This window comes from Neorhizobium lilium (assembly GCF_004053875.1).
In the GTDB taxonomy this organism is placed as follows: Bacteria; Pseudomonadota; Alphaproteobacteria; order Rhizobiales; family Rhizobiaceae; genus Neorhizobium; species Neorhizobium lilii.
The window spans coordinates 318,153-341,931 of record NZ_SBIP01000003.1; the positions used below are offsets into that span (position 1 = coordinate 318,153).

Below are 23,779 nucleotides of genomic sequence, written 5' to 3' on the forward strand. Positions count from 1 at the left end.
TGGGTCTACTGCTTCGGCGGCCGCGACTTGGGATCGAGCATGATCTCGACCCGTCCGCCACAGGCGTCCAGCTTGGCCTGGCCCGTTTCCATCAGGACGGTCAGTTTGCAGCCCTTGAACACATTGGCGCCCTGCGACAGCACCACCTGTTTGCCTTCCAGCGTAAAGGTCTGGGTGGCCATGTCGAACTCGCCCTTTTCGGCAGTCGCCTGCTGGGTGCCCGAGGTGAGGAAGACCGTGTCGTCGAGGAAAATCTTGTCGATGTCGGCGGCTCCGGCTGTCACGGACGCGCCTTCCCCGGTGTAAAGCACGGTCATCTTGCCGGCCTTCATCGTTGTGCTGCCCTGAACGACCTGCACATTGCCGGTGAAGAAAGCCTTCTTCTCCTGGTCCTTGATCTCCAGCTGGTCGCTCTGGATCTGGATAGGCTGGTCCTTGGAAAGCTTGAGGCCATCCATATTGCTGGTGGTGGATTGCGCATGGGCGGCGAAGGCCAGGCAGGACATCAGTCCTGCCGCGATCACGGCAGTTGCGGTGGTCTGATAGCGGCGATAGGTCATGGTGGCCTGGCTCACTTGCCCTTGTTGCGAATGGCGGCAGGATCGACGTTGACGCGAACCTGCCCGATGAGGGTGATGGTATGTCCTTTATCAGTTATCTTTAAGGAGTCTGCAACAATCGCGCCACCGGTCATGGTGATGTTGACGGGGTCGCGGCTGTCCATCACCCCACCGGGTATGTTCAGATGCGCAGACTTGAAGCGGGCGGTGATGCCATTGCTGAGGTTCACGTCGAATGGCGATGTCAGATCGAGCATATCGCTGCCGCGATCGAAGTCGGCACCGGACGCGGCCACCCGGGCAATCACCTCGTCATTGATCGGCACTGCCGCCTTGACATCCTGCAGCGTGATCTTGTTCGGGTTCTCTATATCCTGCAGAGCCCGGTTGGCGACCATCGAATAGTTGATGCCGTCGCCGTTGCGGCCCGAAATAGCCGGCCGCTCCATGACGATCTTGCCATCTTCTATGCGGGCGCTTTCGATGGACAGGTTTTCCGGCACATAGGCGCGGACGACGGCCACTCCGATGAAGGCGAGGGAGATGACGGCCGCGGAAATGGGTAGAAGCACTTTCAGCCGGCCGACCAGCGCCGAATGCGCGACCGCTGCCTGATATGCGCCGGACGGTGCGCTGAGGGCGCTTGCAAGGCCCGCCGACTTGATGAGTTGCTGCAGCATGGATGCTGGCCTTGGTCCTTGTTGGTGCCCCGTGTGCAACATTTTCCGCACATTGGCGGAGGAGCACCCGTTCTCTTGCCGCCCAATATGGTTTTTATTCATCAACAAACAATAATGACAACAGAAAAACGTGATATCAGGGCTTGAAGCGGCAGGCGATGCCCTAGCTAGGCTGCCACGCATTATGAGGAAATCGCTTATGGATCAAATGGCAATTGCCGAGCGCCGGCATCTTCGGCGCAAGCTGAGTTTCTGGCGCGTTATCGCCCTTCTGTTTCTGGTCGGTATCGGTTTTGCCCTCTACAGGGTCACGCTTGGGTCCTCCGCCGGTTCCGCGGTGCCGCATGTGGCCCAGATCCGCATTTCGGGCATGATCACCGACGACCGGGAGCTTTTGGAGCGGCTGGACAGCATTGCCAAGAGCAGCCAGGTCAAGGCGCTGATCGTTTCCATCTCCTCGCCCGGCGGCACCACCTATGGCGGCGAACGTATCTTCAAGGCGATCCGCCATGTGGCGGAAACCAAGCCGGTCGTTTCGGATGTACGCACGCTTGCGGCCTCGGCAGGTTATATGATTGCCACAGCCGGCGATTACATCGTGGCGGGCGAAAGCTCCATCACCGGCTCGATCGGCGTCATCTTCCAATACCCTCAGGTCGATGAGGTGATGAAAAAGATCGGCGTCTCGCTGGAGGAGATCAAGTCGGCGCCGCTCAAGGCCGAGCCCTCGCCATTCCATCCGGCCAGCGAAGAAGCCAAGACCATGATCCGCAACATGGTGATGGACAGCTATGCCTGGTTCGTCGATCTGGTTGTCGATCGCCGCAAAATGCCGCGTGACGAAGTGTTGAAGCTCGCAGACGGCACCATCTTCACCGGTCGCCAGGCGCTCAAGGTCAAGCTGGTGGATCAGCTCGGCGGCGACGAGGAAATTCGCAATTATCTGAAGGGACGAGGCGTCTCCGAAGACCTGCCGGTCGTGGAATGGAAGGACGACAGCAGCTCGTCATCCTTCTGGTTCTCGCACGCCATGATAACCGTTATGCAGCTGATGGGAGTGGATCGATCTCTTGTCCCGTCGGCACTGCAGGTTCTAGGCACCGACAAGTTGTTCCTTGACGGTCTGGTCTCCGTTTGGCAGGTTGGTCAGCGTTAAAAGCCAAGGTTTTTCAGGGGGCAATCGTGATCAAGTCAGAATTGGTGCAGATTGTAGCGGCGCGCAATCCGCATCTCTACCATCGCGACGTCGAGAACATCGTCAATGCCGTCCTGGATGAAATCACGGACGCGCTCGCGGCGGGAAATCGCGTGGAATTGCGCGGGTTCGGCGCCTTCTCCGTCAAGAACAGGCCATCGCGCTCCGGCCGCAATCCCCGCACCGGGGAAAGCGTGTTCGTGGAGGAGAAATGGGTGCCGTTCTTCAAGACCGGCAAGGAGCTGCGAGAGCGTCTCAACCCCGATCTCGCGGACGAGGAAGAAGAGGATTGAAACGGCGCGTGTCGGTTCCTGCCCTTGAAACGGCCGGTCTGGCACCTATTCTGCCATGCAGGCAGACGACGCTTGCCGCCGCCTGCCTCTATGTTTAGCGCCTTGTCTGCCGCCGGGAGTTTTTGATGGATAAGCTGAAACGGATCCTCACGCTGGTGATCTTCGTGCCGCTGGGCATTGTACTCGTCGTGCTGGCGGTGGCCAATCGGCAGATGGTCACGCTGGCGCTCAATCCGTTTCGGCCGGAAGACAGCGTTCTCTCCCTGAGCGCGCCCTTCTTCCTTTTCCTTCTTCTTGCCATCTTGCTCGGTATGGCGATCGGTTCGGCCGCTACCTGGTGGAGCCAGGGACGCTATCGCCGTCAGGCTCGCATCGAGGCGCGGGAAGCCGTGAAATGGCACAAGGCGGTGGCTGCACCTGCCGCGACAAGTGTTTCAGCCAATCCCAGCGGCAGCACCGCATCGCAGATCGTCAAGGTCAATTAGACGCTCCGCAGCCGATGCCGCGAGGGCTATGATTGGACAGACTGCTCGGCGCGTGCCACGACTGCCTTGTTGAAATCCGCGAAGAATTGCGTGGCCAGCTTCTGGGAGCTAGACCCGATCAGACGCGAGCCGAGCTGAGCGAGCTTTCCGCCGACCTGCGCCTGTGCCGTGTAGCGCAGCAGCGTTTCCGGCCCCTCATCGAGCAGCGTTACCTGTGCGCCGCCCTTGGCAAAACCGGCAATCCCGCCTTTGCCTTCGCCGGTGATCGTGTAGCTTTCCGGAGCGACCACGTCGGATAGAGTCACGGCGCCGGAAAAGCTGGCCGAGACGGGGCCGATCTTGAGCTTCACGGCCGCGGCCAGTTCCGTCGGCGACGTCCATTCCAAGCTCTGACAGCCCGGAATGCACTGACGGAGAATATCCGCATCGTTCAAGGCCTGCCAAACCACCGCGCGCGGTGCTGCGATCCGCTCCTCGCCTTCCATATCCATGTCATGCTCCTCCCAAGCCTGTTCGACACAGTTATGACAAGAGCCGCCCTTGAAGCCAAGACGCCATTGACGTCTTGTGTGGGCGGTACTGCTGCTTGCCCCTTTGAAAGAGCCGCGCGCAAATGCTATCTGCTGCCATCTCTTTGATGAAACCGGATGAATGTGTTGAAGAACAAGGACAGGCGGCCGATGCGCCAGGGTCAGGCCGCTGGCCGACAGGAAACGCCGCGACGCCCCGCTGCTGTCGGAAAACCTGTGCCTAAACCCCAGGAAAAACTGCAGAAGCAGGCCCTACAGCCTGTTGTGGAAAGCCGCCCGCTCAGCCACCGCACCGGTGACCGCCCGCCCGAGCGTGTTCCGGTCATCCTGGAATCCTCTGGCGCTGGCGATTTTCACCTCATCGACAGCGGCAATGCCCTGAAGCTCGAGCAATACGGCTCCTATCGCATCGTGCGGCCCGAGGCGCAGGCCCTGTGGCAGCCGGCGCTGCCGGCCCATGTATGGGAGAAGGCCGATGCGGTCTTCACCGGCGATACGGACGAGGACGGCATGGGGCGCTGGCGTTTTCAAGGGCAGGCCCTGGGGGAGACCTGGCCGCTCTCGCTGCTCGGCATCGATTTCCTCGGTCGCTTTACCGCCTTCCGGCATGTCGGGGTGTTTCCCGAGCAGATCGTTCACTGGGAATGGATGAAGTCCCAGGTAGAGCAGGCGAAGAGGGGCAAGGATCGGCCGGTCAAGGTGCTGAACCTGTTCGGCTATACGGGTGTGGCCTCACTGGTTGCGGCCGCTGCCGGCGCCGAAGTCACCCATGTGGATGCGTCCAAGAAGGCGATCGGCTGGGCTCGCGAAAACCAGACGCTTTCGCGGCTCGACAAGGCGCCCATTCGCTGGATCTGCGAGGATGCCATGAAGTTCATCCTGCGGGAGGAGCGTCGGGGCAATACATACGACATCATCCTCACCGATCCGCCCAAATTCGGACGCGGACCGAATGGTGAAGTCTGGCACCTCTTCGACCATCTTCCTCTGATGCTCGATATCTGCCGCGAGCTCCTTTCCCCGAACGCGCTCGGCCTCGTTCTCACAGCCTATTCCATCCGGGCAAGCTTCTTCTCAATACACGAACTGATGCGCGAGACCATGCGCGGCGCAGGTGGCGTCGTGGAATCGGGCGAACTTGTCATCCGCGAAGCGGGCCTTGACGGCAAGACGCCGGGCCGCGCGCTTTCCACTTCCCTTTTCAGCCGCTGGGTGCCGGTATGACCGACGATATGCAACGAACCGGACCGCGACGCGTGGGGCAGGTGAAGGAAATCACGTCCCTGTCCAACCCGATTATCAAGGACATCAAGGCGCTTACCAACAAGAAGGACCGCGAGGAAAGCGGGACCTTTATGGCGGAAGGCCTCAAACTGGTGATCGATGCGCTGCAGCTTGGCTGGGTGATCCGCACCCTCATCTATGCCAAGGCGGCCAAGAGCAAGCCACTGGTCGAACAGGTGGCCGCCAGAACAGTCGCCCATGGCGGCCTCGTGCTGGAAGTCAGCGAAAAAGTGCTGTCTTCGGTGACGCGGCGGGACAACCCGCAAATGGTGGTCGGTGTCTTTGAGCAACGCTGGAGAAAGCTAGACGACCTGCGGCCTGAAAAGAGCGCGACGATCGTGGCGCTCGACAGGGTGCGCGATCCCGGCAATCTAGGCACGATTATTCGCACGGCGGACGCGGCTGGCGCCTCGGCGGTTCTGCTGATCGGCGATTGCACCGATCCCTTTTCGCTGGAAACGGTGCGCGCTACCATGGGCTCCGTGTTTGCCGTACCGGTGGTGAAGGCATCGGTGGAAGAGTTCCTGGCCTGGCAAAAGCATGCGGGCGCACAGGTCGTCGCCACGCATCTGGCCGGCGCCGTCGATTACCGAACCGTCGATTATCGTAACAAGCCGACCGTGCTGCTGATGGGCAACGAGCAATCGGGCCTGCCCGAAAATCTTGCCAAGGCCGCGGATCGCACCGTGCGCATTCCCCAGCAGGGGAGGGCCGATTCCCTCAATCTCGCCGTCGCGACCGCTGTCATGCTGTTCGAGGCCCGGCGCCATCTTCTCGCACTGGACGCAAAAGAATGACCGCCCGCGCCGCACCCCTGTCTCGGCCCATCGTGGCCGCCATCGTGATCATTCTGGCGGTCGTGCTCGATCAGGCCGTGAAGCTGGCTGTCGAGGCTTATCTGCCGCTTGAAGAGGCCGTTCCGCTTCTGCCGGTGCTCGCACTTTACCGCACCTATAATCTCGGGGTCGCTTTCTCGCTGCTGTCTGGAATGGAGCGCGAAGTCATCGTCGGCATGCGCATCCTCATCGTCGCCTTCGTCTTGTGGCTGTGGCGGCGAACGGCCAAGGATCGGCGTTTCGCGCATACGGGTTTCGCCCTCATCATTGCAGGTGCCATCGGCAATCTGATCGATGGCTTCCTCTATGGGCATGTGATTGATTACATTCTGTTCCACACGGCGAACTGGTCTTTCGCCGTCTTCAATCTGGCGGATAGTTTCATCAGCATCGGCGCAGCGCTGGTCATCATCGACGAGCTTGTCGGTCCTAAAAAGCCGGCTGCATAAGATTTTATCGAATTGATCTAGGAAATCGGAAAGAAAAGGCGGATACCTTTTCTACCATGCGCCAGATCGCCGAAATACATGAACGTATCTCGAAGGCGTTCACGGCTCCCACCCTTGGGGATGAGGAGCAGGCCGCGGGCGAGCACCTGGTGCCGCCGCTGCAACGGACGCCGTCATCGCAAAACCCGATCGGCCGGCTATTTTCTCACATCTTCTTCTGGCGCTGGCCGAGCCGAACCGCTGACATGCGGCAGGCTTTGCAGAATGCCGAGGCCGCAAGCGCCGCCAAATCGCGGCAGATCGCAACCGTCGTGCATGAAATTCGAACGCCGTTGAACGGTATGCTCGGTATGACCCACCTTTTGGGGCAGACCAAGCTGACCGCCGAACAGCAGAACTACCTGAGCGGTATCCGGCAGTCGAGCTACGCACTGGCCCAGCTCGTCGAGGACCTGCTCGATCATTCGACCATGGAGGCGGGCCGCTTCCGGCTCAACAACCGGTCGGAAAATCTGCGCCAGCTGATCGAAAGCGTCGTCGAGATGTTGGCGCCGCGCGCTCACGAAAAGCGCATAGAAGTCGCAGCGACAATTGCCGCGGATATCCCCGAGCTCCTCGATTTCGATCCTGGCCGGCTGAGGCAGGTGCTGTTCAATGTCATCGGCAACGCAGTCAAATTCACTGCGACCGGCGGCGTTCTGGTTGAGGCCACGCTGGTAGACGGCCAGGTTTCGATTGCTGTCATCGACAGCGGGTCCGGAATGACACCCGAGGAACAGGGGCGCATTTTCGGCGAATTCGAGCAGATTGGTTCGGCGTCCGAGCGCAGCGGCGGCACCGGCCTCGGACTTGGCATTGCGTCGCGCATCCTGACGGAATTCGGCGGCTCGCTTTCGGTGGCAAGCCGCAAGGGTCAGGGTAGCACCTTCGTCATCCGTTTTCCTCTTTCGCTTGCCGAGGATGCACCGGCAGGCGCAGGCGAGCGCCGTTTTCTTCTGTCCCGCTCCCGCGTGCTTCTTCTTGCGCCGGAAGGGCCGGCGGCCACGGGCACGGTTGCAAGCATCGAAACACTCGGCGGGCGCTGCCGCCATGTTTCTGATCCGTCTCTCGTGCAGATGTTCCTCGATCGTGCCGCGGCCGGACCCGCGCCTTACACGGATTTGATCGTCGATCACCGTTTGGCGTCCGACTATGCCTGCGAGCCCTCGCATGCGCCCCTGCACCGCATTCTTCTGGTCAACCCGGAGGAGCGCGCTTCGCAGCCGCAGGACTTCTTCGATGCCTGGCTGATCAGGCCGCTGCGCGAAAAGTCGCTGATCGATGTGCTCAGCGGCCGCCTGCGTGGCTTTCGCTCTCGCGACAGCGTTGCCGAGCAGCACCCGGCGGTCATTTCTTTGCCGGCCGCGGTTCCACAGGTCCCGGCCGGGCTCGACATCGTGCTGGGGGAAGACGATCCGGTCAACGCCATGTTGGTGAAGGCCATTCTCAAAAAAGCTGGGCATCGGGTCCGGATCATGGCGGATTTCCCGGATCTGACAGCGGCCGCGACACATGCAGAAAACGCGCCCGATCTCGTTATCTGCGATATGCACATGCCGGGCGGCACATTAATGCAGTTCCTGGCCGCATTTCGTGCGGCTGCTCCGTCTCGCTACACGCCGATCATGATTCTGACGGGAGAGGCGGCACCCGAATTGCATCAGAAACTGCTACGTTGCGGGGCGGATCGGGTTCTCCAGAAGCCGGTAAATCCCGGACAGCTTGTCGAGGAGGTGCAGCATCTCCGTCCGGAGGGAACTAATCGCAGTCAGGCGCGTTGACGCGCTGTGCCGGAATACCTATTGTGACAACTCTGTCACCTTGTTGTTGCAGAGAGATGTTTTATGGCGGTGATCCAACCGGGACGGGACGAATCACCATGGCACTTGAATTCCTGAACCGCGAATTGACTCCTGAAGCAAACCAGGCGCCGGCCCTTACTCCGGCAAGCAGCGACGTCTTCGGACGCATCGGCACGCTAGAAACGCGCTTGGCTCGCAATGCCCGCGAGATCGATGCTGCGCAGGCTGTGCGTTATCGCGTTTTTGTCGAGGAAATGCACGCTAAGCTGAGCCCGGATGCCATGCGCATTCGCCGCGACGTCGATTCTTATGACGCGATCTGCGACCATCTTCTCGTCGTAGACAACGCGATCGAAGGCGATATCGAGGATCAGATCGTCGGCACCTATCGCCTGCTGCGGCAGGAGGTGGCGCTGGCCAATGGCGGCTTCTATTCAGCTTCCGAATTCGACATTGCCCCGCTTCTGGCGCGTCATCCTGAAAAGCAGTTCATGGAACTGGGCCGCTCTTGCGTTCTGCCGGACTACCGGACCAAGCGGACGGTTGAACTGCTCTGGCAGGGCAATTGGGCCTATGCGCTGAAGCACGGCATGAATGCCATGTTCGGCTGCGCGTCTTTCCCAGGCATTTCTCCGGAAGAGCATGCGCTGGCGCTGTCCTTCCTTTATCATACGGTTTCGGCGAAGGACGATTGGGCCGTATCGGCGCTGCCCGAGCTTTATCGCCAGATGGATCTCATGCCCGTGGAAGCGATCAATGCACGCAAGGCTTTGTCCGCTATGCCGCCGCTGATCAAGGGCTATCTGCGCCTTGGCGCGATGATCGGCGACGGTGCGGTGGTGGACGAGGCGTTCAACACCACAGATGTGCTGATCGTCCTGCCGATTGCCGCCATCTCCGGCCGCTACATCAACCATTTCGGCGCCGACGCCCGCCGCTTTGCGAGCTGAGTTTTCACCGTCGGTGAAATGACCTCAGGAATATCGCGAGGGTCTACCTGACGAGCCGGATCGGCCCGCTATATCGCGCGATGGTTTCGTCTGAGGTCAAGAGCAGCATTCCCTCCGACATGCTCTGGGCGATCAGGATGCGGTCGAACGGGTCCTTGTGGATCGGTGGCAAGCTTTCGACGGCAAGGGCGTGCCGCGACGTGACCGGAAGCTCAGTAAAGTCGTTCTCGACGAGAGAGCGTTCCAGCATGCGTGGCTCGATGTTGAAACCGTGGCGGTTCAAGGCACGCTTGATCGCAAGTTCCCAAATACTCGCCGCACTGAAGAAAAGCTCGTTGCTATCGTCCTCGAGGATCTCACGCATCTCTGCAGTAAGCTTCTCGTCGTCTTCCGCAAACCATGCGAGGATGTGAGAGTCCGGAAGAACCCTCATTTAGAGTCTCCGTAGAACATCTCCTCAATCTCTTTGGCAAACATCGTATTGAAGTCATCGGGAACTTGAGCATAGCCCTTCAGGAAGCCGGCTCTGCGCTTCTTTGGCTTCTCCAGGGGCGCCTCCTCTAGCGGCACGACCTTCACCATCGGCTTGCCGGCCTTGGCTATAACGAAAGCCTCACCGTTTGCCGCTTCCTCGACGAGACGCGACAGATGGGTTTTGGCTTCATGGATATTGACGGTTTTCATGGCCTGCACCTAGTGAACTTAGTTCACTGAACTTAGTCCACTGGGTGAAAACTTTCAACCGCCTCAGGTGCCCGCGTTATAGGCCGCAATCGCCGCCATGTTGACGATATCGCTATCCTTCGCGCCCATGGAGGTTATCTGGACGGACTTGTCCAGGCCGACCAGAAGCGGTCCGATCACCGTCGAGGCCCCGAGTTCCTGAAGCATTCGGGTGGATATCGAGGCCGAATGGATCGCCGGCATGACCAGCACATTCGCCGTGCCTGAAAGCCGGCAGAATGGATACTGCTCCATGCGGTGCGGGTTGAGAGCCACATCGGCGCCCATCTCACCATCGTACTCAAAATCGACGCGCCTGCTGTCGAGTATCTTCACCGCCTCGCGCACCCGTTCCGACCGCTCGCCGATCGGTTGGCCAAAGGTGGAATAGGCGACGAGCGCAACACGCGGCTCGTAGCCCATGCGCTTGGCGACGCGAGCGGCCTCCACGGCGATATCGGCAAGTTCCTGGGCATTCGGCATGTCGTGCACGGCAGTATCGGCCACAAAGATCGTCCGGCCTCGGGAAATCACTAGCGAGACGCCGATCACCTTGTGCCCCGGTTTGGCGTCGATGCAGCGGCGCACGTCGGAAAGCGCTGTCGCATAGTTGCGGGTCGTGCCCGTCACCATCGCGTCCGCATCGCCAATCGCCACCATGGTCGCGGCAAAATGGTTGCGGTCGTTATGGATCAGGCGCTGCACGTCGCGATAGAGGAAGCCGTGACGCTGCAGGCGTGCATACAGATGGTCGATATAGGTATCGACGCGATTGGAGAGACGCGCATTGACGATCTCGATGCCGGGACGATCGAGATCGATGCCCGCCTTTTCGGCCGTCGAGCGGATCACGTCGTCGCGGCCAAGCAGGATGGCGGTGCCGAGCTTCTGGTGGGTGAACGAGATGGCCGCCCGCATCACCTGCTCTTCTTCGGCCTCCGCGAAAACGACGCGCTTGGGGAAGCGCCGCACGCGCTCATAGATATTCTGCGTGGTCGCGGCGATCGGATCGCGGCGTGCGGAAAGCTCGGAGGCATAGGCGCCCAGATCGCCGATATCGCGGCGTGCGACGCCGCTTTCCATCGCGGCCTTGGCGACGGCGACCGGAATGGCCGAGATCAACCGCGGATCGAAGGGAACGGGAATGATGTACTGCGCGCCAAACCGCGGACGGTTGCCCTGGTAGGCGGCAGCCACGTCGTCCGGCACGTCTTCGCGCGCAAGATCGGCAAGCGCCCGGGCCGCGGCGATCTTCATCGCATCGTTGATCTGCCGGGCGCGGACATCGAGCGCGCCGCGGAAGATATAGGGGAAGCCGAGCACGTTGTTGACCTGGTTCGGATAGTCTGACCGACCGGTCGCCATGATCGCATCGTCGCGGATGCGCGCCACCTCTTCCGGAGTAATTTCCGGATCGGGATTGGCCATGGCGAAAATGATAGGCTTGTCGGCCATCGAGCGGATCATGTCTTCGGTGAAAGCACCCTTTTGCGAGAGGCCGAAAACCACATCGGCGCCCTTCATGGCTTCCACAAGCGTCCGCTTGTCGGTCTTCACCGCATGGGCCGATTTCCACTGGTTCATGCCCTCGGTGCGGCCTTGGTAGATGACACCCTTCGTGTCGCAGAGGATGATGTTGTCCGAGCTGAACCCCATGGCTTTGATGAGCTCGATACAGGCGATGGCTGCCGCACCGGCGCCGTTGCAGACGAGCTTGGTCGTCTTGAGGTCCCGGCCGGTGAGTTCCAGCGCGTTGATGAGACCGGCAGCGGCGATGATTGCCGTGCCATGCTGGTCGTCGTGGAAGACCGGAATATCCATCAACTCGCGCAGGCGGCTTTCGATGATGAAACACTCGGGTGCCTTGATGTCTTCGAGGTTGATGCCCCCGAAGGAGGGCCCGAGATAGCGCACGCAGTTGATGAACTCGTCCACATTTTCCGTATCGACTTCGAGGTCGATGGAGTCCACGTCAGCAAAGCGCTTGAAGAGGACGGCCTTGCCCTCCATCACAGGTTTGGAGGCGAGTGCGCCCAGATTGCCAAGCCCGAGGATCGCGGTGCCGTTGGAGATGACCGCCACCATATTGCCGCGCGTCGTATAGTCGTAGGCTGCCTCCGGGTCCGCGGCGATGGCCTTCACGGGCACGGCGACCCCCGGCGAATAGGCAAGCGAAAGATCGCGCTGGGTCGCCATCGGCTTGGTCGGAGTGATCTCCAGCTTCCCGGGCCTTCCCTCAGAGTGGAAGTCTAGAGCCTCCTGTTCCGTCACCGATGTGCGCGGGCGTGTCGCTTTGTCCTGACCAGGCTTTTCTGGGACGGGCATGCTTCCTCCAGGTTTTTTGTGGGCAGCCATCCTCCGGGCCGCAGCAGATGTTGTCTTTCAAGGGCCATAACCGATAGTGTCGCCAGTTCCGCCGCGCAACAAAAAATCCGATCCGTGACCCAATTCGAAAGATTGTCTACTGAGCCGTTAAACGCAACCGAGCTTGCCTCGGAGGCGAGCCGTGCCTCGGCCACGCCGATGATGGAACAGTATATCGAGATCAAGGCGAACAATCCGGATTCGCTGCTGTTCTACCGTATGGGCGATTTCTACGAGCTCTTCTTCGAAGACGCCGTGGCCGCTTCGCGCGCACTCGGGATTACGCTTACCAAGCGCGGCCAGCACATGGGACAGGACATCGCCATGTGCGGGGTCCCGATCCATGCTGCGGACGACTATCTCCAGAAGCTGATCGGGCTCGGCTTCCGCGTCGCTGTCTGCGAGCAGATTGAAGACCCGGCGGAAGCCAGGAAGCGCGGCTCGAAATCCGTGGTGAAGCGTGATGTGGTTCGGCTGGTCACGCCCGGCACCATTACCGAGGAAAAGCTGCTCGTCGCCTCCGAATCCAACTATCTGATGGCGCTGGCGCGGGTGCGTGGCGCCGCAGAAGCGCAGATGGCGCTCGCCTGGATCGATATTTCCACTGGCGTTTTCCGGCTGGCGGAGACCGACCCGTCGCGGCTGCTCGCCGATATCCTGCGCATCGATCCGCGCGAGCTGATCCTGCCCGACACGATTTTTCACGATGCTGAACTGAAGCCGGTCTTCGACGTGCTCGGCCGCGTGGCCGTGCCGCAGCCTGCGGTACTGTTTGACAGCGCGACCGCAGAAGGGCGCATCGCCCGCTATTTCGGCGTCGGCACGCTGGATGGGTTCGGCACGTTTTCGAGGGCCGAACTTGCCGCCGCATCCGCCGCAACTGCTTACGTGGAAAAGACACAGATCGCCGAGCGCCCGCCGCTTGGCCGGCCGGAGCGTGAAAGCGGCGCTTCCACGCTGTTTATTGACCCGGCCACGCGCGGCAACCTCGAACTGACGAGGACCCTTTCCGGGGAACGTGACGGCACCCTGTTGAAAGTGATCGACCGCACCGTGACGGGCGGCGGCGCCCGTCTTCTGGCGGAGCGGCTGATGTCGCCGCTGACGGACCCGGAGCGGATCAACAAGCGGCTCGATTCCATCTCCTTCCTGCTGGACGAGCCGGGGCTTTGTGGCGAGCTGAGAGCGTCGCTCAAGCATGTGCCGGACATGCCTCGCGCTCTGTCGCGCCTGGCGCTGGACCGCGGCGGCCCGCGTGATCTCGGTGCCATTCTCCAGGGGCTGGAGGCCGCTCGCGGGGTCGCGGCCTATCTGGAACGCTCCCTGTTGCCCGAGGAGCTGGGCGAAGCGCTGGCTGACCTCAAGAACCTGCCACTGCAGCTGGAATCCATGCTGGGCAACATGCTGGCGCAGGAATTGCCGCTCCTGAAGCGGGATGGCGGCTTTCTGGCCGATGGTGCGAATTCCGAGCTGGATGAGGTGCGCGCGCTGCGGGACCAGTCCCGCAAGGTGATCGCCGGGCTGCAGCTGCAATATGCCGAGGAAACCGGCATCAAGTCGCTGAAGATCAAGCACAACAACGTGCTCGGCTATTTCATCGAAGTGACCGCCGGCAATGCGGCTCCCATGATCGATACGCTGGAGGGCAAGGCGCGGTTCATCCACCGCCAGACCATGGCGAATGCCATGCGGTTCACCACCACCGAGCTTGCCGATCTGGAAAGCCGTATCGCCAATGCTGCCGATCAGGCGCTGACGATCGAACTGGAAGCCTTCGACCGGATGGTGGCTGCCGTCACGTCGGAAGCCGAGGCGATCAAGGCCGGCGCCCGCGCACTTTCCATCATCGACGTGGGAGCCGCGCTGGCGCTGCTGTCGGAGGAATGGAATTACCGGCGGCCGATCGTTGACGACAGCCGAATGTTCGCCATCGAAGGCGGCCGTCATCCCGTGGTGGAACAGGCGCTGCGCCGCCAATCGACAGGGCCTTTCATTGCCAATGATTGCGATCTGTCGCCCCATGGCACTGCGGAGTTCGGCGCGCTCTGGCTGCTCACCGGCCCGAACATGGGCGGTAAATCAACCTTTCTGCGCCAGAACGCGCTGATCGCGATCCTGGCTCAGATGGGCTCCTTCGTGCCTGCGGCTTCAGCCCATATCGGGGTGGTCGACAGGCTCTTCTCCCGCGTCGGCGCCTCGGACGATCTCGCCCGCGGCCGTTCCACCTTCATGGTCGAAATGGTGGAGACGGCGGCCATCCTCAACCAGGCGACGGACCGGTCCCTGGTCATTCTGGACGAGATCGGCCGTGGCACGGCGACCTTCGACGGTCTGTCTATTGCCTGGGCTGCTGTCGAGCATCTGCATGAGGCAAACCGTTGCCGCGGCCTGTTCGCGACCCATTTCCACGAGCTGACGGTTCTGTCGGAGAAGCTGAACCGCCTCTCCAACGCCACCATGAAGGTGAGGGAATGGGACGGAGAGGTCATCTTCCTCCATGAGGTGGGTCCCGGGGCTGCGGATCGTTCCTACGGCATCCAGGTCGCGCGGCTGGCGGGCCTTCCAGACAGCGTCGTTACTCGTGCCCGAGATGTGCTGGCGAAGCTGGAGGATTCGGATCGCAAGAACCCGGCAAGCCAGCTGATCGACGATCTTCCGCTCTTCCAGGTGGCGGTGCGGCGGGAGGAAGCCAAGCGCACCGGCTCTTCAAAGGTGGAAGAGGCACTGAAGGCGATCAATCCGGACGACATGACCCCGCGCGAGGCGCTGGACGCGCTGTATGCGCTGAAAAAGCAGCTCTCCACGAAGTAGACACGGACAGTTGCCGCTGGTTGAAATTGGCAACTGCATGCTCGCCGACCTATATATTGGTTTGGAAGAGTCTGTCCGATGTCGAATGACGTCGCATGTACTGTCACGGCCCTCTTCGCAAGGCGGCCGGTTTAAGGAGTTTCAAAAGTGAGCGTTGCTTTCGTCAAGGAAGAAAGTGCCGAGACGGCCGCGGAAACGTTGCTGCCTGATCGGGCAATTTCACCTCACAACCTGGTGACGGAAGCAGGCTTCAGGGCGCTCGAAGCCCAGCTGCAGCAGGCCCGCGAAGCCTATGAAGTCGCGAGCAAGGTCGAAGACGTCAACGAGCGGCGGCGTCAGATGGCCGGCCCGTTGCGCGACCTGCGTTACCTGTCGGAACGGGTTCACACGGCACAGGTGGTGCCGGCGCCGGTGTCGACTGACACAGTCGCATTTGGCAGCGCCGTCAAATTCAGCCGCGACGATGGCCGCGTCCAGACTTACCGTATCGTGGGAGAGGACGAAGCAGACCCCAAAACCGGATCCGTCTCCTATGTCGCGCCTGTGGCAGCAGCATTGATGGGCAAGGCCGTCGGCGATGTGGCCATGCTTGGTGATCAGGAGCTGGAAATTATCGATATCTCCTGAGCGACCCGGCAATGGTGACGCCTAGACAGGATTTTGCGTGGACAACTTGAGATTACAGCCGGCTGTGGTATCTGGCGTGATTGAACCAGGCAAAGGCGCGGAGCGGCATGAAACCAGAATTCCTCGTCACCCATTCGGGTGGCTTTCATGCAGACGAGCTGCTCTCCAGCGTCATTCTCACACGGGTTTTTCCACAGGCCCGGATTGTTCGCAGCCGGGCGCCGGAATGGATCACTCCGGCCAGTGATCGTATCGTCTACGATGTCGGCGGTGCGTACGATCCGCAGGCCCAGATCTTCGACCACCACCAGCGCGGCGCGCCGCTTCGGGATGATGGCAGGCCTTATAGCTCCTTCGGCCTGATCTGGAAGCACTATGGGCGCCCCTATCTGGCCGATCTAAGCACGCCGGAAGAGCATATCGACATCATCCACGCAGCGTTTGAAGCCGGCTTCGTGCTGCCGATCGATCTGCTGGACAATGGCGCGCTCAGCCCTTCGGTGGCGGGGCCGCTGGCAGGCCTCACGCTGCCGAGCCTGCTGGAAACCCTGAAGCCGGTCTTCGATGAAGAGAGCCCGGATGCGGCGGATCAAGCCTTTCATCAAGCCCTGTCCGTCAGCCGTATCTTCGTAGAGGCGGAGCTTGCACAGCGTGCGGCAAAGCTGCGAGCCGAGGCGCTGGTGATGGAAGCCATCGAGAAAACGGGCAAGGGCAGCGTTCTGGAACTGCCGAAGGGCATGCCCTTCCGTGCTGCCATCATCCAGGCCGGTGCCGACAACCTCCTCTTCGTCGTCCATCCGCGTGATTCCGATTGGTGCGTCACGGGCATCAGGCGTGAAGAAAACAGGTTCGAGCTGCGTGCAGACCTGCCCGCGGCCTGGGCGGGGCTTACCAATGGTGAGCTTGAGGCCGTCTCCGGCGTCAAGGGCGCCACCTTCTGTCACAACGGGCGCTTCATTGCGGCCGCCAAGACCCGCGAGGCAGCCCTTGCCATGGCCGAGCTGGCGGTAGAAGAGGCGGCACGCGCTGCCTGAGGTCGTCCGCCGGTTTCATCTCTTCATCGACATCTTGCCGTCAAGTGAGCAAATCCACGCAATAACGGGCTTGACCTTCGCGGCGCAAGGCAACAACTTGGAAACGTCCAGCGGTCATAATTGCTGGTCAGGTGCCAGAAAAACAAAGCCAAGCCTCCCCGGCAGGTCGGCACCGGTAGGATGACATGGCCAGACACGATATCGATTTTTCCGACCTCATTGACCTTGTTCGCCTGAAAGCCGAATGCGAGGAGGTGGTAAGCAGCCCCGAACGACCGCTTCTGGACAAGCGCTCGGCGCTTTTGCCCATTTTGAGGCGCGCCAGCACGGAAGGTCGGGAGAAGGCGCGCAAGTTGCTGGACAAGGACGGCAGCGGTTTGAATTGCGCCCGCCGCATCTCCTGGATTCAGGACCAGTTGATCTGCGTGCTGTATGAAGCAACCGGACGCCATGTCTATCCCGAGGCCGACACGATTGCAGTGGCCGCGGTCGGAGGCTATGGCCGCGGTACACTGGCGCCGGGATCGGATATCGATCTGCTTTTCCTCCTCCCGGAAAAGAACACCGACAATATGCGCAAAGCGGTGGAGTTCCTGCTCTACGTACTTTGGGATCTCGGCTTCAAGGTCGGCCATGCGACCCGCACGGTGGAAGAGTGCATTCGCCTCGCCAAGAGCGACATGACCATCCGTACCGCGATCCTGGAGAGCCGCGACATTTGCGGCCGCCGCGCGCTGGTGAGCGAGCTCGAGAGCCGCTTCGATAAGGAAGTCGTTGCCGACACCGGCCCCGAATTCATCGCCGCCAAACTTGCCGAGCGCGACCAGCGCCACAAGAAGGCAGGCGATACCCGCTATCTGGTCGAGCCGAACGTCAAGGAGGGCAAGGGCGGCTTGCGCGACCTTCACACCCTCTTCTGGATCGCCAAATATTATTACCGGGTGCGCGAGACGACTGAGTTGGTGAAGCTCGGCGTATTATCGCGCGAAGAAGCCCGGACGTTCGAGAAAGCGGACGATTTCCTCTGGGCGGTCCGCTGCCAAATGCACTTCCTGACGGGCAAGGCCGAGGAACGGCTCTCCTTCGACATCCAGCGTGAGATCGCCGAAAGCCTGGGCTACCAGCCACGGCCGGGCCTGTCGGCGGTCGAACGCTTCATGAAGCACTACTTCCTGATCGCCAAGAATGTCGGCGATCTCACTCGCATCCTCTGCTCGGCGTTGGAGGAAAAGCAGGCCATGGCCGCTCCGGGCCTGACCCGGCGGGTCATCTCGCGTTTCACCAAACGGCTCCACAAGATCCCCGGGACGCTGGAGTTCGTCGAGGATCGCGGCCGTATCACGCTGGCCGATCCGGACGTGTTCAAGCGCGACCCGGTCAGTATTATCCGCTTCTTCCATGTGGCCGACCTGGCGGGCCTGGAGCTCCACCCGGACGCCCTGAAGCGCATGACCCGCTCACTCGCCCTCATAGACAATGCGGTGCGGGAAAGCGCTGAAGCCAACCGGCTCTTTCTGTCCATGCTGACGTCGCGGCGCGACCCGGCACTCATTCTGCGCCGCATGAACGAGGCGGGTGTGCTCGGCCGCTTCATTCCGGAATTCGGCAAGGTCGTCGCGATGATGCAGTTCAACATGTATCATCACTATACGGTCGACGAGCACCTGATCCGCGCCGTGGATGCGCTGGCTGAAATCGACCAGGGCAGAGCCGCCGACATCCATCCGCTCGCCAACAAGGTCATGCCTCATATCGAGGAGCGCGAGGTTCTTTACGTCGCGGTGCTGCTGCATGACGTTGCCAAGGGCCGTGAGGAGGATCATTCGCTTGCAGGTGCCCGGATTGCGCGGCGCCTCTGCCCGCGTCTCGGCCTGAACGTCAAGCAGACGGAGCTTGTGGTGTGGCTGATCGAGCAACATCTCCTGATGTCCATGACCGCGCAGACCCGCGACCTTCACGATCGCAAGACGATCACCGACTTCGCCGAGAAGGTCCAGTCCATGGACCGGCTGAAGCTGCTGCTGATCCTCACCATCTGCGATATTCGCGCCGTCGGCCCCGGCGTCTGGAACGGCTGGAAAGGCCAGCTCCTGCGCGGGCTTTACTACGAGACGGAGCTTCTGCTCTCCGGCGGCTTTTCGGAAGTGTCCCGCAAGGAGCGCGCCAAGGTCGCGGAGGAAGCCCTTATCGGGGCGCTTGACGACTGGAGCAGCAAGGACCGCCGCACCTATGCCAAGCTGCACTATCATCCCTATCTGCTCTCCGTCTCTCTCGAGGATCAGGTGCGGCATACCAGGTTCATCCGCGAAACGGACAAGAAGGGCCAGGCGCTGGCCACCATGGTGCGCACGGACAGCTTTCACGCCATTACCGAGATCACGGTCTTGGCGCCTGACCATCCGCGGCTTCTATCGATTATCGCCGGCGCCTGTGCGGCAGCGGGTGCGAACATTGCCGATGCTCATATCTTCACCACGTCGGACGGCCGGGCGCTCGATACGATCCTGATCAACCGGGAATTCGAGATCGGCGAAGACGAATTGCGCCGCGCCGGAACGATCAGCCGGATGATCGAGGACGTGCTGTCGGGCAAGAAGCGATTGCCGGAAGTTATCGCGACGCGGACAAAGGGCCGCAAGAGAAACAAGACGTTCAACATTCCGCCATCGGTCATCATCTCCAACGGCTTGTCGAACAAGGTCACGGTCATCGAGGTCGAATGCCTCGACCGCCCGGGTCTCCTTGCGGACATCACTGCGGTGCTTGCGGATCTGTCGCTGGACATTCATTCGGCGCGCATCACGACTTTCGGCGAGAAGGTCATCGATACCTTCTATGTGACGGATCTGGTGGGCCTCAAAGTGACCAACGAGAACCGCCAGGGCAGCATCACGGCCCGCCTCAAGGCCGTCATGGCCGAACAGGAGGACGAACTGCGCACCGGCATGCCATCCGGCATCATCGCTCCGGCGCCGCTGCCGCAAGCCACACCCTCACGCCGTGTCAAAACCGGCGCGTGAGGTCCGAATACGTGAACCGGTGAGCCTAACGTCATGAGCCTCGTCAGAAAATTCGCGACCGTCGGCGGCGCCACGCTCGGCAGCCGCATCTTCGGTTTTGCCCGCGAGACCTTCATGGCCGCAGCTTTGGGGACCGGCCCCATGGCCGACGTCTTCTACGCAGCCTTTCGTTTTCCCAACCTCTTCCGCCGGCTGTTTGCCGAAGGTGCCTTCAACGCCGCTTTCGTGCCTTTGTTCTCCAAGGAGATCGAAGCGAACGGCGTGGAGGGCGCCAAGCGGTTTTCCGAGGAAGTCTTCGGGGTGCTGTTCTCTGCCCTGCTGCTGATCACCATCGTCATGGAACTGATGATGCCGTGGCTGGTGGAGTGGGTGATTGCGCCGGGCTTTGCAGACGACGCGGAGAAGACCTCGCTTACCGTTCGCATGGCGGCGGTGATGTTCCCCTATCTCATGTGCATGTCGCTGACGGCCATGCTCTCCGGCATGCTGAACTCGCTGCACCATTTCTTTGCCGCAGCCGTTGCGCCAGTCTTCCTCAACGTCGTCATGATCGCGGCCCTCTTCTACGGGCTCTGGATCCATGCCGATCCGCGCACGATCGCCTGGTATCTGTCCTGGAGCGTGCTGCTCGCAGGCGTCCTGCAGATGGCCGTGGTCTATGCCGGTGTGCGCCATGCCGGCATCAATATCGGCTTCCGGCGGCCGCGGATGACGCCCAATGTCAAGCGGCTGCTCGTTCTGGCCGTGCCTGCGGCCGTCACCGGCGGCATCACGCAGATCAACCAGATGATCGGCCAGGCTATCGCCTCTGGCAAGGAGGGCGCCATCGCGGCCCTTCAATATGCCGACCGCATCTACCAGCTGCCGCTCGGTGTCGTCGGCGTTGCCGTGGGCGTCGTGCTCCTACCGGAACTGGCGCGTGCCCTGAAGGCCGGCCACGGGAAGGAAGCAGCCAATATCCAGAACCGCTCCATCGAATTCGTGCTGTTCCTGACGCTGCCCGCTGCGGCCGGCCTGTGGATACTTTCGGACCCCATCATTCGCGTCCTCTACGAGCGCGGTCAATTTACAGCGCAAAATACGGCAGTCGTCGGCTCCATCCTGGCGATTTACGGCCTGGGACTTCCGGGCTTCGTGATGATCAAGGCGTTGCAGCCGGGGTTTTATGCGCGCGAGGATACCAAAACGCCGATGCGCTTCACCATGCTGTCCGTCGTCATCAATTCGGGCCTGGCGATCTCGCTCTTCCCCTTGATCGCCGAGCGCGGCATTGCGACCGCCGAGGCCACGGCCGGCTGGACCAACACCGTCCTGCTGTTCTCGACCCTCGTCTGGCGCGGCCATCTCGTGTGGGATTGGGCATTGGCCCGCCGCGCCGGTCTGCTGCTGGTATCGGCGGCGATCATGTCGGCGGTGCTCATCTACGCGCTGCCTCATGCGGCACCCTGGCTCGCCTCCGGCTCACCGCTGCTCCACAAGATCGCCGCGCTTGGCGTTCTCCTGGGCCTGTCGATGGTCGTCTACTTCGCCATCGCCTTCCTGATCGGCGGTGCCGATCTCGGCATGATCCGGCGCAACATGAAGCGGCGGGCGAAGACATGACTGTCCACAGGCCCTAGCGGCGCTTGCGCTTGCTGCAGTAGTTCCAGGTGCGCTTCGGGCCGACATCCACATGGATGATGCCGTTGCAATATTGTCCTATGCCGCCGATACCCGGCGATTCCGCTGCGGCGGCGAGAACCTGCCGATCGGAAACGCCCGGCACCCGGATATCGGCTGCATAGCAATGACTGTGCTGGGAGCCACCCGAATGCGGGCGATGCCCGGAGGTGACGATCGGCTTGCGTCCCACATCCTGGGCGATATGGGCAAGCACCGCTTCCAGCTTTTCCGGAAAGCAACTCGTCCGGACACTGATGCGCTGGACCGTGTAGAAGGCTGAGTAATCGTGCTTGAAGCTGGTTCCGCGGCGCTTCTGACTGTCAGCGGCAAAGGCCGGTAGGGCAAGGCTCAAGGACAAAAGACCGGCGAGCGCGACACGAAACAAGATGCGCATGTATATCTCCTGAAAATGGACCAGCCGTCATGGTTGGCCACTTGCTTCAGCGGGAGCATTTCATTCCAAAAAGTGACGTCAATAAGGAGCAATTTGCTTCAATTTTGAAATTGTTGGCCGCAGGAGTTAATCGGGGTTAACCATTCATGGCAAAGTGCTGGAACGCTTTTGCTTTTGAGCCTTGGATTTCAGCGCTTTAGGGCCAAGACGAAGAGCTTCATCTACACTGTCCGGATGCGGCAAAGATTCTTGGCTTCCCACCTTGGCGGAAGCGCCGCCAGCGGTGGAACTGGAGTAACGCGGCATGTTCTGTTAGGCCTCCGCAGGTCCTGATACGCCAAAGGGAGCCTGCCATGTCCAACAGATCGCTGTTTCTCGTCACCCTCATCGTAGATGATTATGACCGCGCCAAGGGCTTCTATTGCGGGCTGCTCGGCTTCGAATGCGTCTTCGACACTTCACTGCCGGACGCCAAGCGATGGCTTGTCGTAAAGCCGGGCGGTGGAGAAGGCGCAGCACTGCTGCTGGCGCTGGCGGAGGGAGAGGCGCAGCAGACGGCGATCGGCAACCAGACGGCCGGACGAGTCAGCTTCTTCCTGAAGACGGACGACTTCGCCGGTGATCATGCCGCGATGCTGGAGAAGGGTATCCGCTTCCTGGAGGAGCCGCGCCACGAGCCTTATGGCACGGTTGCCGTGTTTGCGGATCTCTACGGCAACCTCTGGGATCTCATCCAGCACGCCTAAGCAAACATCCTCTTGATCCTTGACTGCGGGCCGTGCATAAGCCCGCCCGTTAGCAACATGGCCCGCGGGGCGCGACAACCGGAGGCATTCCAACCTTCCGGCGCCGCGCAATCCCAAGGCCTGGGGCCTTCCACCAGCCTGATCGAGGACGATATGAACAGCTTCAAGCCGCTAGTCTTTTCGGGCGTCCAGCCCACCGGCAATCTTCACCTGGGCAATTATCTCGGTGCTATCCGCAAATTCGTGGCGCTGCAGGAAAACAACAACTGCATGTACTGCGTGGTCGATCTTCACGCGATCACCGCCCAGCTGGTCCACGAGGACCTGCGTGGCCAGACCCGCTCCATCACCGCCGCCTTCATCGCCTCGGGCATCGATCCGAAGACGCATATCGTTTTCAACCAGTCGGCCGTGCCGCAGCATGCGGAACTCGCCTGGATCTTCAACTGCGTTGCCCGTATCGGCTGGATGAACCGTATGACGCAGTTCAAGGACAAGGCCGGCAAGGATCGCGAAAACGCCTCGCTCGGCCTGCTGGCCTATCCAAGCCTGATGGCCGCCGACATCCTCGTCTACCGCGCTACGCATGTGCCGGTTGGCGACGACCAGAAACAGCACCTGGAGCTTGCCCGCGACATCGCCCAGAAGTTCAATATCGACTTCCAGGACAAGATCCGCGCCACCGGCACTGGCGTCGATATGGTCGTGGGCGAAGAACCGATCCATGGTTATTTCCCGCTGGTGGAGCCGCTGATCGACGGTCCGGCGCCGCGCGTCATGTCGCTTCGCGACGGCACGAAGAAAATGTCCAAGTCAGACCCGTCGGATCTCTCGCGCATCAACCTGATGGACGATGCCGATGAGATCCTGAAGAAGATCCGCCGCGCAAAGACGGACCCGGACGGTCTACCGAGCGAACTGGAAGGGCTGGAAGGCCGGCCGGAAGCGGCAAACCTCGTCGGCATCTATGCGGCGCTGTCCGACAAGAGCAAGGCGGAAGTTCTGAAGGAGTTCGGCGGCCAGCAGTTCTCCGTCTTCAAGCCCGCACTTGCCGATCTTGCCGTCACTGTCCTGTCGCCGATCACCGGGGAAATGCGCCGGCTGATGGACGACACGAGCCATATCGACGCGATCCTTAAGGACGGCGGAGAGCGCGCAAGGGAGCGCGCCGAGCTGGTCATGAACGACGTTTTCGACATCGTCGGCTTCCTGCGCTGAGCCGACCTACTTTCATCCGAACCCGCCGTGCTCCCGCGGCGGGTTTTCATTTTCATGGGTTGGTATAAGCTCGAAGA

General features: G+C 61.2%; 22 protein-coding genes. 15 read left to right on the forward strand and 7 right to left on the reverse strand.

Annotation, left to right across the window (positions count from 1 at the left end):
* Window positions 1-5 precede the first annotated feature (5 nt).
* Together EPK99_RS14145 and lptC are read right to left on the reverse strand one after the other, a co-directional pair.
* Window positions 6-560, reverse strand: coding sequence for an LptA/OstA family protein (locus EPK99_RS14145; RefSeq protein ID WP_128444234.1), 555 nt, complete (start codon window positions 558-560; stop codon window positions 6-8).
* An 11-nt stretch (window positions 561-571) separates the two neighbouring features.
* Window positions 572-1,240, reverse strand: coding sequence for an LPS export ABC transporter periplasmic protein LptC (lptC, locus tag EPK99_RS14150; RefSeq protein WP_128443727.1), 669 nt, complete (start codon window positions 1,238-1,240; stop codon window positions 572-574).
* 199 nt (window positions 1,241-1,439) lie between these two features.
* Here lptC and sppA point away from each other — a divergent pair, with 199 nt between their 5' ends.
* The 3 genes from sppA to EPK99_RS14165 all read left to right on the forward strand — a co-directional run bounded on the left by sppA (window position 1,440) and on the right by EPK99_RS14165 (window position 3,213).
* Entirely contained in the window at window positions 1,440-2,396 is a 957-nt protein-coding gene (sppA, locus tag EPK99_RS14155; protein WP_128443728.1) for a signal peptide peptidase SppA, read from the forward strand.
* Window positions 2,397-2,422: 26 nt separating this feature from the next.
* A complete protein-coding gene (locus EPK99_RS14160) occupies window positions 2,423-2,728 on the forward strand; it encodes an integration host factor subunit beta (protein WP_128443729.1) in 306 nt (101 codons plus the stop codon).
* A gap of 125 nt (window positions 2,729-2,853) precedes the next feature.
* Window positions 2,854-3,213 (forward strand): DUF1049 domain-containing protein, encoded by a 360-nt coding sequence (locus tag EPK99_RS14165; protein WP_128443730.1) that lies wholly within the window; start codon window positions 2,854-2,856, stop codon window positions 3,211-3,213.
* A gap of 26 nt (window positions 3,214-3,239) precedes the next feature.
* On the opposite strand, the gene EPK99_RS14170 is transcribed toward EPK99_RS14165, so the two are convergent.
* Window positions 3,240-3,704, reverse strand: coding sequence for an SRPBCC family protein (locus EPK99_RS14170; protein ID WP_128443731.1), 465 nt, complete (start codon window positions 3,702-3,704; stop codon window positions 3,240-3,242).
* A 165-nt stretch (window positions 3,705-3,869) separates the two neighbouring features.
* Between EPK99_RS14170 and EPK99_RS14175 the strand changes: the two genes are divergently transcribed.
* The 5 genes from EPK99_RS14175 to olsB all read left to right on the forward strand — a co-directional run bounded on the left by EPK99_RS14175 (window position 3,870) and on the right by olsB (window position 9,103).
* Window positions 3,870-4,967 (forward strand): class I SAM-dependent methyltransferase, encoded by a 1,098-nt coding sequence (locus EPK99_RS14175; RefSeq protein ID WP_128444235.1) that lies wholly within the window; start codon window positions 3,870-3,872, stop codon window positions 4,965-4,967.
* Entirely contained in the window at window positions 4,964-5,824 is an 861-nt protein-coding gene (locus EPK99_RS14180) for a TrmH family RNA methyltransferase (protein ID WP_128443732.1), read from the forward strand. The genes EPK99_RS14175 and EPK99_RS14180 overlap by 4 nt, the downstream gene beginning before the upstream one ends.
* Window positions 5,821-6,312, forward strand: a complete 492-nt coding sequence (lspA, locus tag EPK99_RS14185; protein ID WP_128443733.1) for a signal peptidase II — start codon at window positions 5,821-5,823, stop codon at window positions 6,310-6,312. Before EPK99_RS14180 ends, lspA begins: the two co-directional genes overlap by 4 nt.
* Before the next feature lie 56 nt (window positions 6,313-6,368).
* Window positions 6,369-8,132, forward strand: a complete 1,764-nt coding sequence (locus tag EPK99_RS14190) for a hybrid sensor histidine kinase/response regulator (protein WP_128443734.1) — start codon at window positions 6,369-6,371, stop codon at window positions 8,130-8,132.
* A gap of 98 nt (window positions 8,133-8,230) precedes the next feature.
* The gene (gene olsB / locus EPK99_RS14195) at window positions 8,231-9,103 is read left to right on the forward strand and encodes a l-ornithine N(alpha)-acyltransferase (RefSeq protein ID WP_128443735.1); all 873 of its coding nucleotides are present in this window, start codon (window positions 8,231-8,233) and stop codon (window positions 9,101-9,103) included.
* Window positions 9,104-9,146: 43 nt separating this feature from the next.
* Here the strand turns inward: olsB and EPK99_RS14200 are convergent, their stop codons facing one another.
* From EPK99_RS14200 to EPK99_RS14210, 3 genes are all read right to left on the reverse strand, one after another.
* Window positions 9,147-9,536 carry a type II toxin-antitoxin system VapC family toxin gene (locus tag EPK99_RS14200; RefSeq protein ID WP_128443736.1) on the reverse strand — a complete coding sequence of 130 codons (390 nt, stop codon included), beginning with the start codon at window positions 9,534-9,536 and terminating at the stop codon, window positions 9,147-9,149.
* On the reverse strand, window positions 9,533-9,787 hold the full coding sequence (locus tag EPK99_RS14205; RefSeq protein WP_128443737.1) for a type II toxin-antitoxin system Phd/YefM family antitoxin: 255 nt from the start codon (window positions 9,785-9,787) through the stop codon (window positions 9,533-9,535). The genes EPK99_RS14200 and EPK99_RS14205 overlap by 4 nt, the downstream gene beginning before the upstream one ends.
* A 63-nt stretch (window positions 9,788-9,850) precedes the next feature.
* Complete coding sequence (locus EPK99_RS14210) at window positions 9,851-12,151, reverse strand: NADP-dependent malic enzyme (RefSeq protein WP_128443738.1); 2,301 nt, start codon at window positions 12,149-12,151, stop codon at window positions 9,851-9,853.
* A 198-nt stretch (window positions 12,152-12,349) separates the two neighbouring features.
* On the opposite strand from EPK99_RS14210, the gene mutS reads away from it, so the two are divergent.
* The 5 genes from mutS (at window position 12,350) to murJ (ending at window position 21,284) form a co-directional block, all read left to right on the forward strand.
* Window positions 12,350-15,001, forward strand: a complete 2,652-nt coding sequence (gene mutS, locus EPK99_RS14215) for a DNA mismatch repair protein MutS (protein ID WP_245582462.1) — start codon at window positions 12,350-12,352, stop codon at window positions 14,999-15,001.
* A gap of 147 nt (window positions 15,002-15,148) precedes the next feature.
* On the forward strand, window positions 15,149-15,628 hold the full coding sequence (greA, locus tag EPK99_RS14220; protein ID WP_128443740.1) for a transcription elongation factor GreA: 480 nt from the start codon (window positions 15,149-15,151) through the stop codon (window positions 15,626-15,628).
* A 107-nt stretch (window positions 15,629-15,735) separates the two neighbouring features.
* Window positions 15,736-16,662 (forward strand): MYG1 family protein, encoded by a 927-nt coding sequence (locus EPK99_RS14225; RefSeq protein ID WP_128443741.1) that lies wholly within the window; start codon window positions 15,736-15,738, stop codon window positions 16,660-16,662.
* Window positions 16,663-16,847: 185 nt separating this feature from the next.
* On the forward strand, window positions 16,848-19,682 hold the full coding sequence (locus EPK99_RS14230; protein ID WP_128443742.1) for a [protein-PII] uridylyltransferase: 2,835 nt from the start codon (window positions 16,848-16,850) through the stop codon (window positions 19,680-19,682).
* Between the two features lie 33 nt (window positions 19,683-19,715).
* The gene (gene murJ / locus EPK99_RS14235; RefSeq protein WP_128443743.1) at window positions 19,716-21,284 is read left to right on the forward strand and encodes a murein biosynthesis integral membrane protein MurJ; all 1,569 of its coding nucleotides are present in this window, start codon (window positions 19,716-19,718) and stop codon (window positions 21,282-21,284) included.
* Window positions 21,285-21,297: 13 nt separating this feature from the next.
* On the opposite strand, the gene EPK99_RS14240 is transcribed toward murJ, so the two are convergent.
* Entirely contained in the window at window positions 21,298-21,738 is a 441-nt protein-coding gene (locus EPK99_RS14240) for a YcbK family protein (RefSeq protein WP_128443744.1), read from the reverse strand.
* A 353-nt stretch (window positions 21,739-22,091) separates the two neighbouring features.
* Between EPK99_RS14240 and EPK99_RS14245 the strand changes: the two genes are divergently transcribed.
* Both EPK99_RS14245 and trpS read left to right on the forward strand, forming a co-directional pair.
* Window positions 22,092-22,484 carry a VOC family protein gene (locus EPK99_RS14245; protein WP_128443745.1) on the forward strand — a complete coding sequence of 131 codons (393 nt, stop codon included), beginning with the start codon at window positions 22,092-22,094 and terminating at the stop codon, window positions 22,482-22,484.
* 153 nt (window positions 22,485-22,637) lie between these two features.
* Window positions 22,638-23,702 (forward strand): tryptophan--tRNA ligase, encoded by a 1,065-nt coding sequence (gene trpS / locus EPK99_RS14250; protein ID WP_128443746.1) that lies wholly within the window; start codon window positions 22,638-22,640, stop codon window positions 23,700-23,702.
* The last annotated feature ends 77 nt before the right edge of the window (window positions 23,703-23,779 follow it).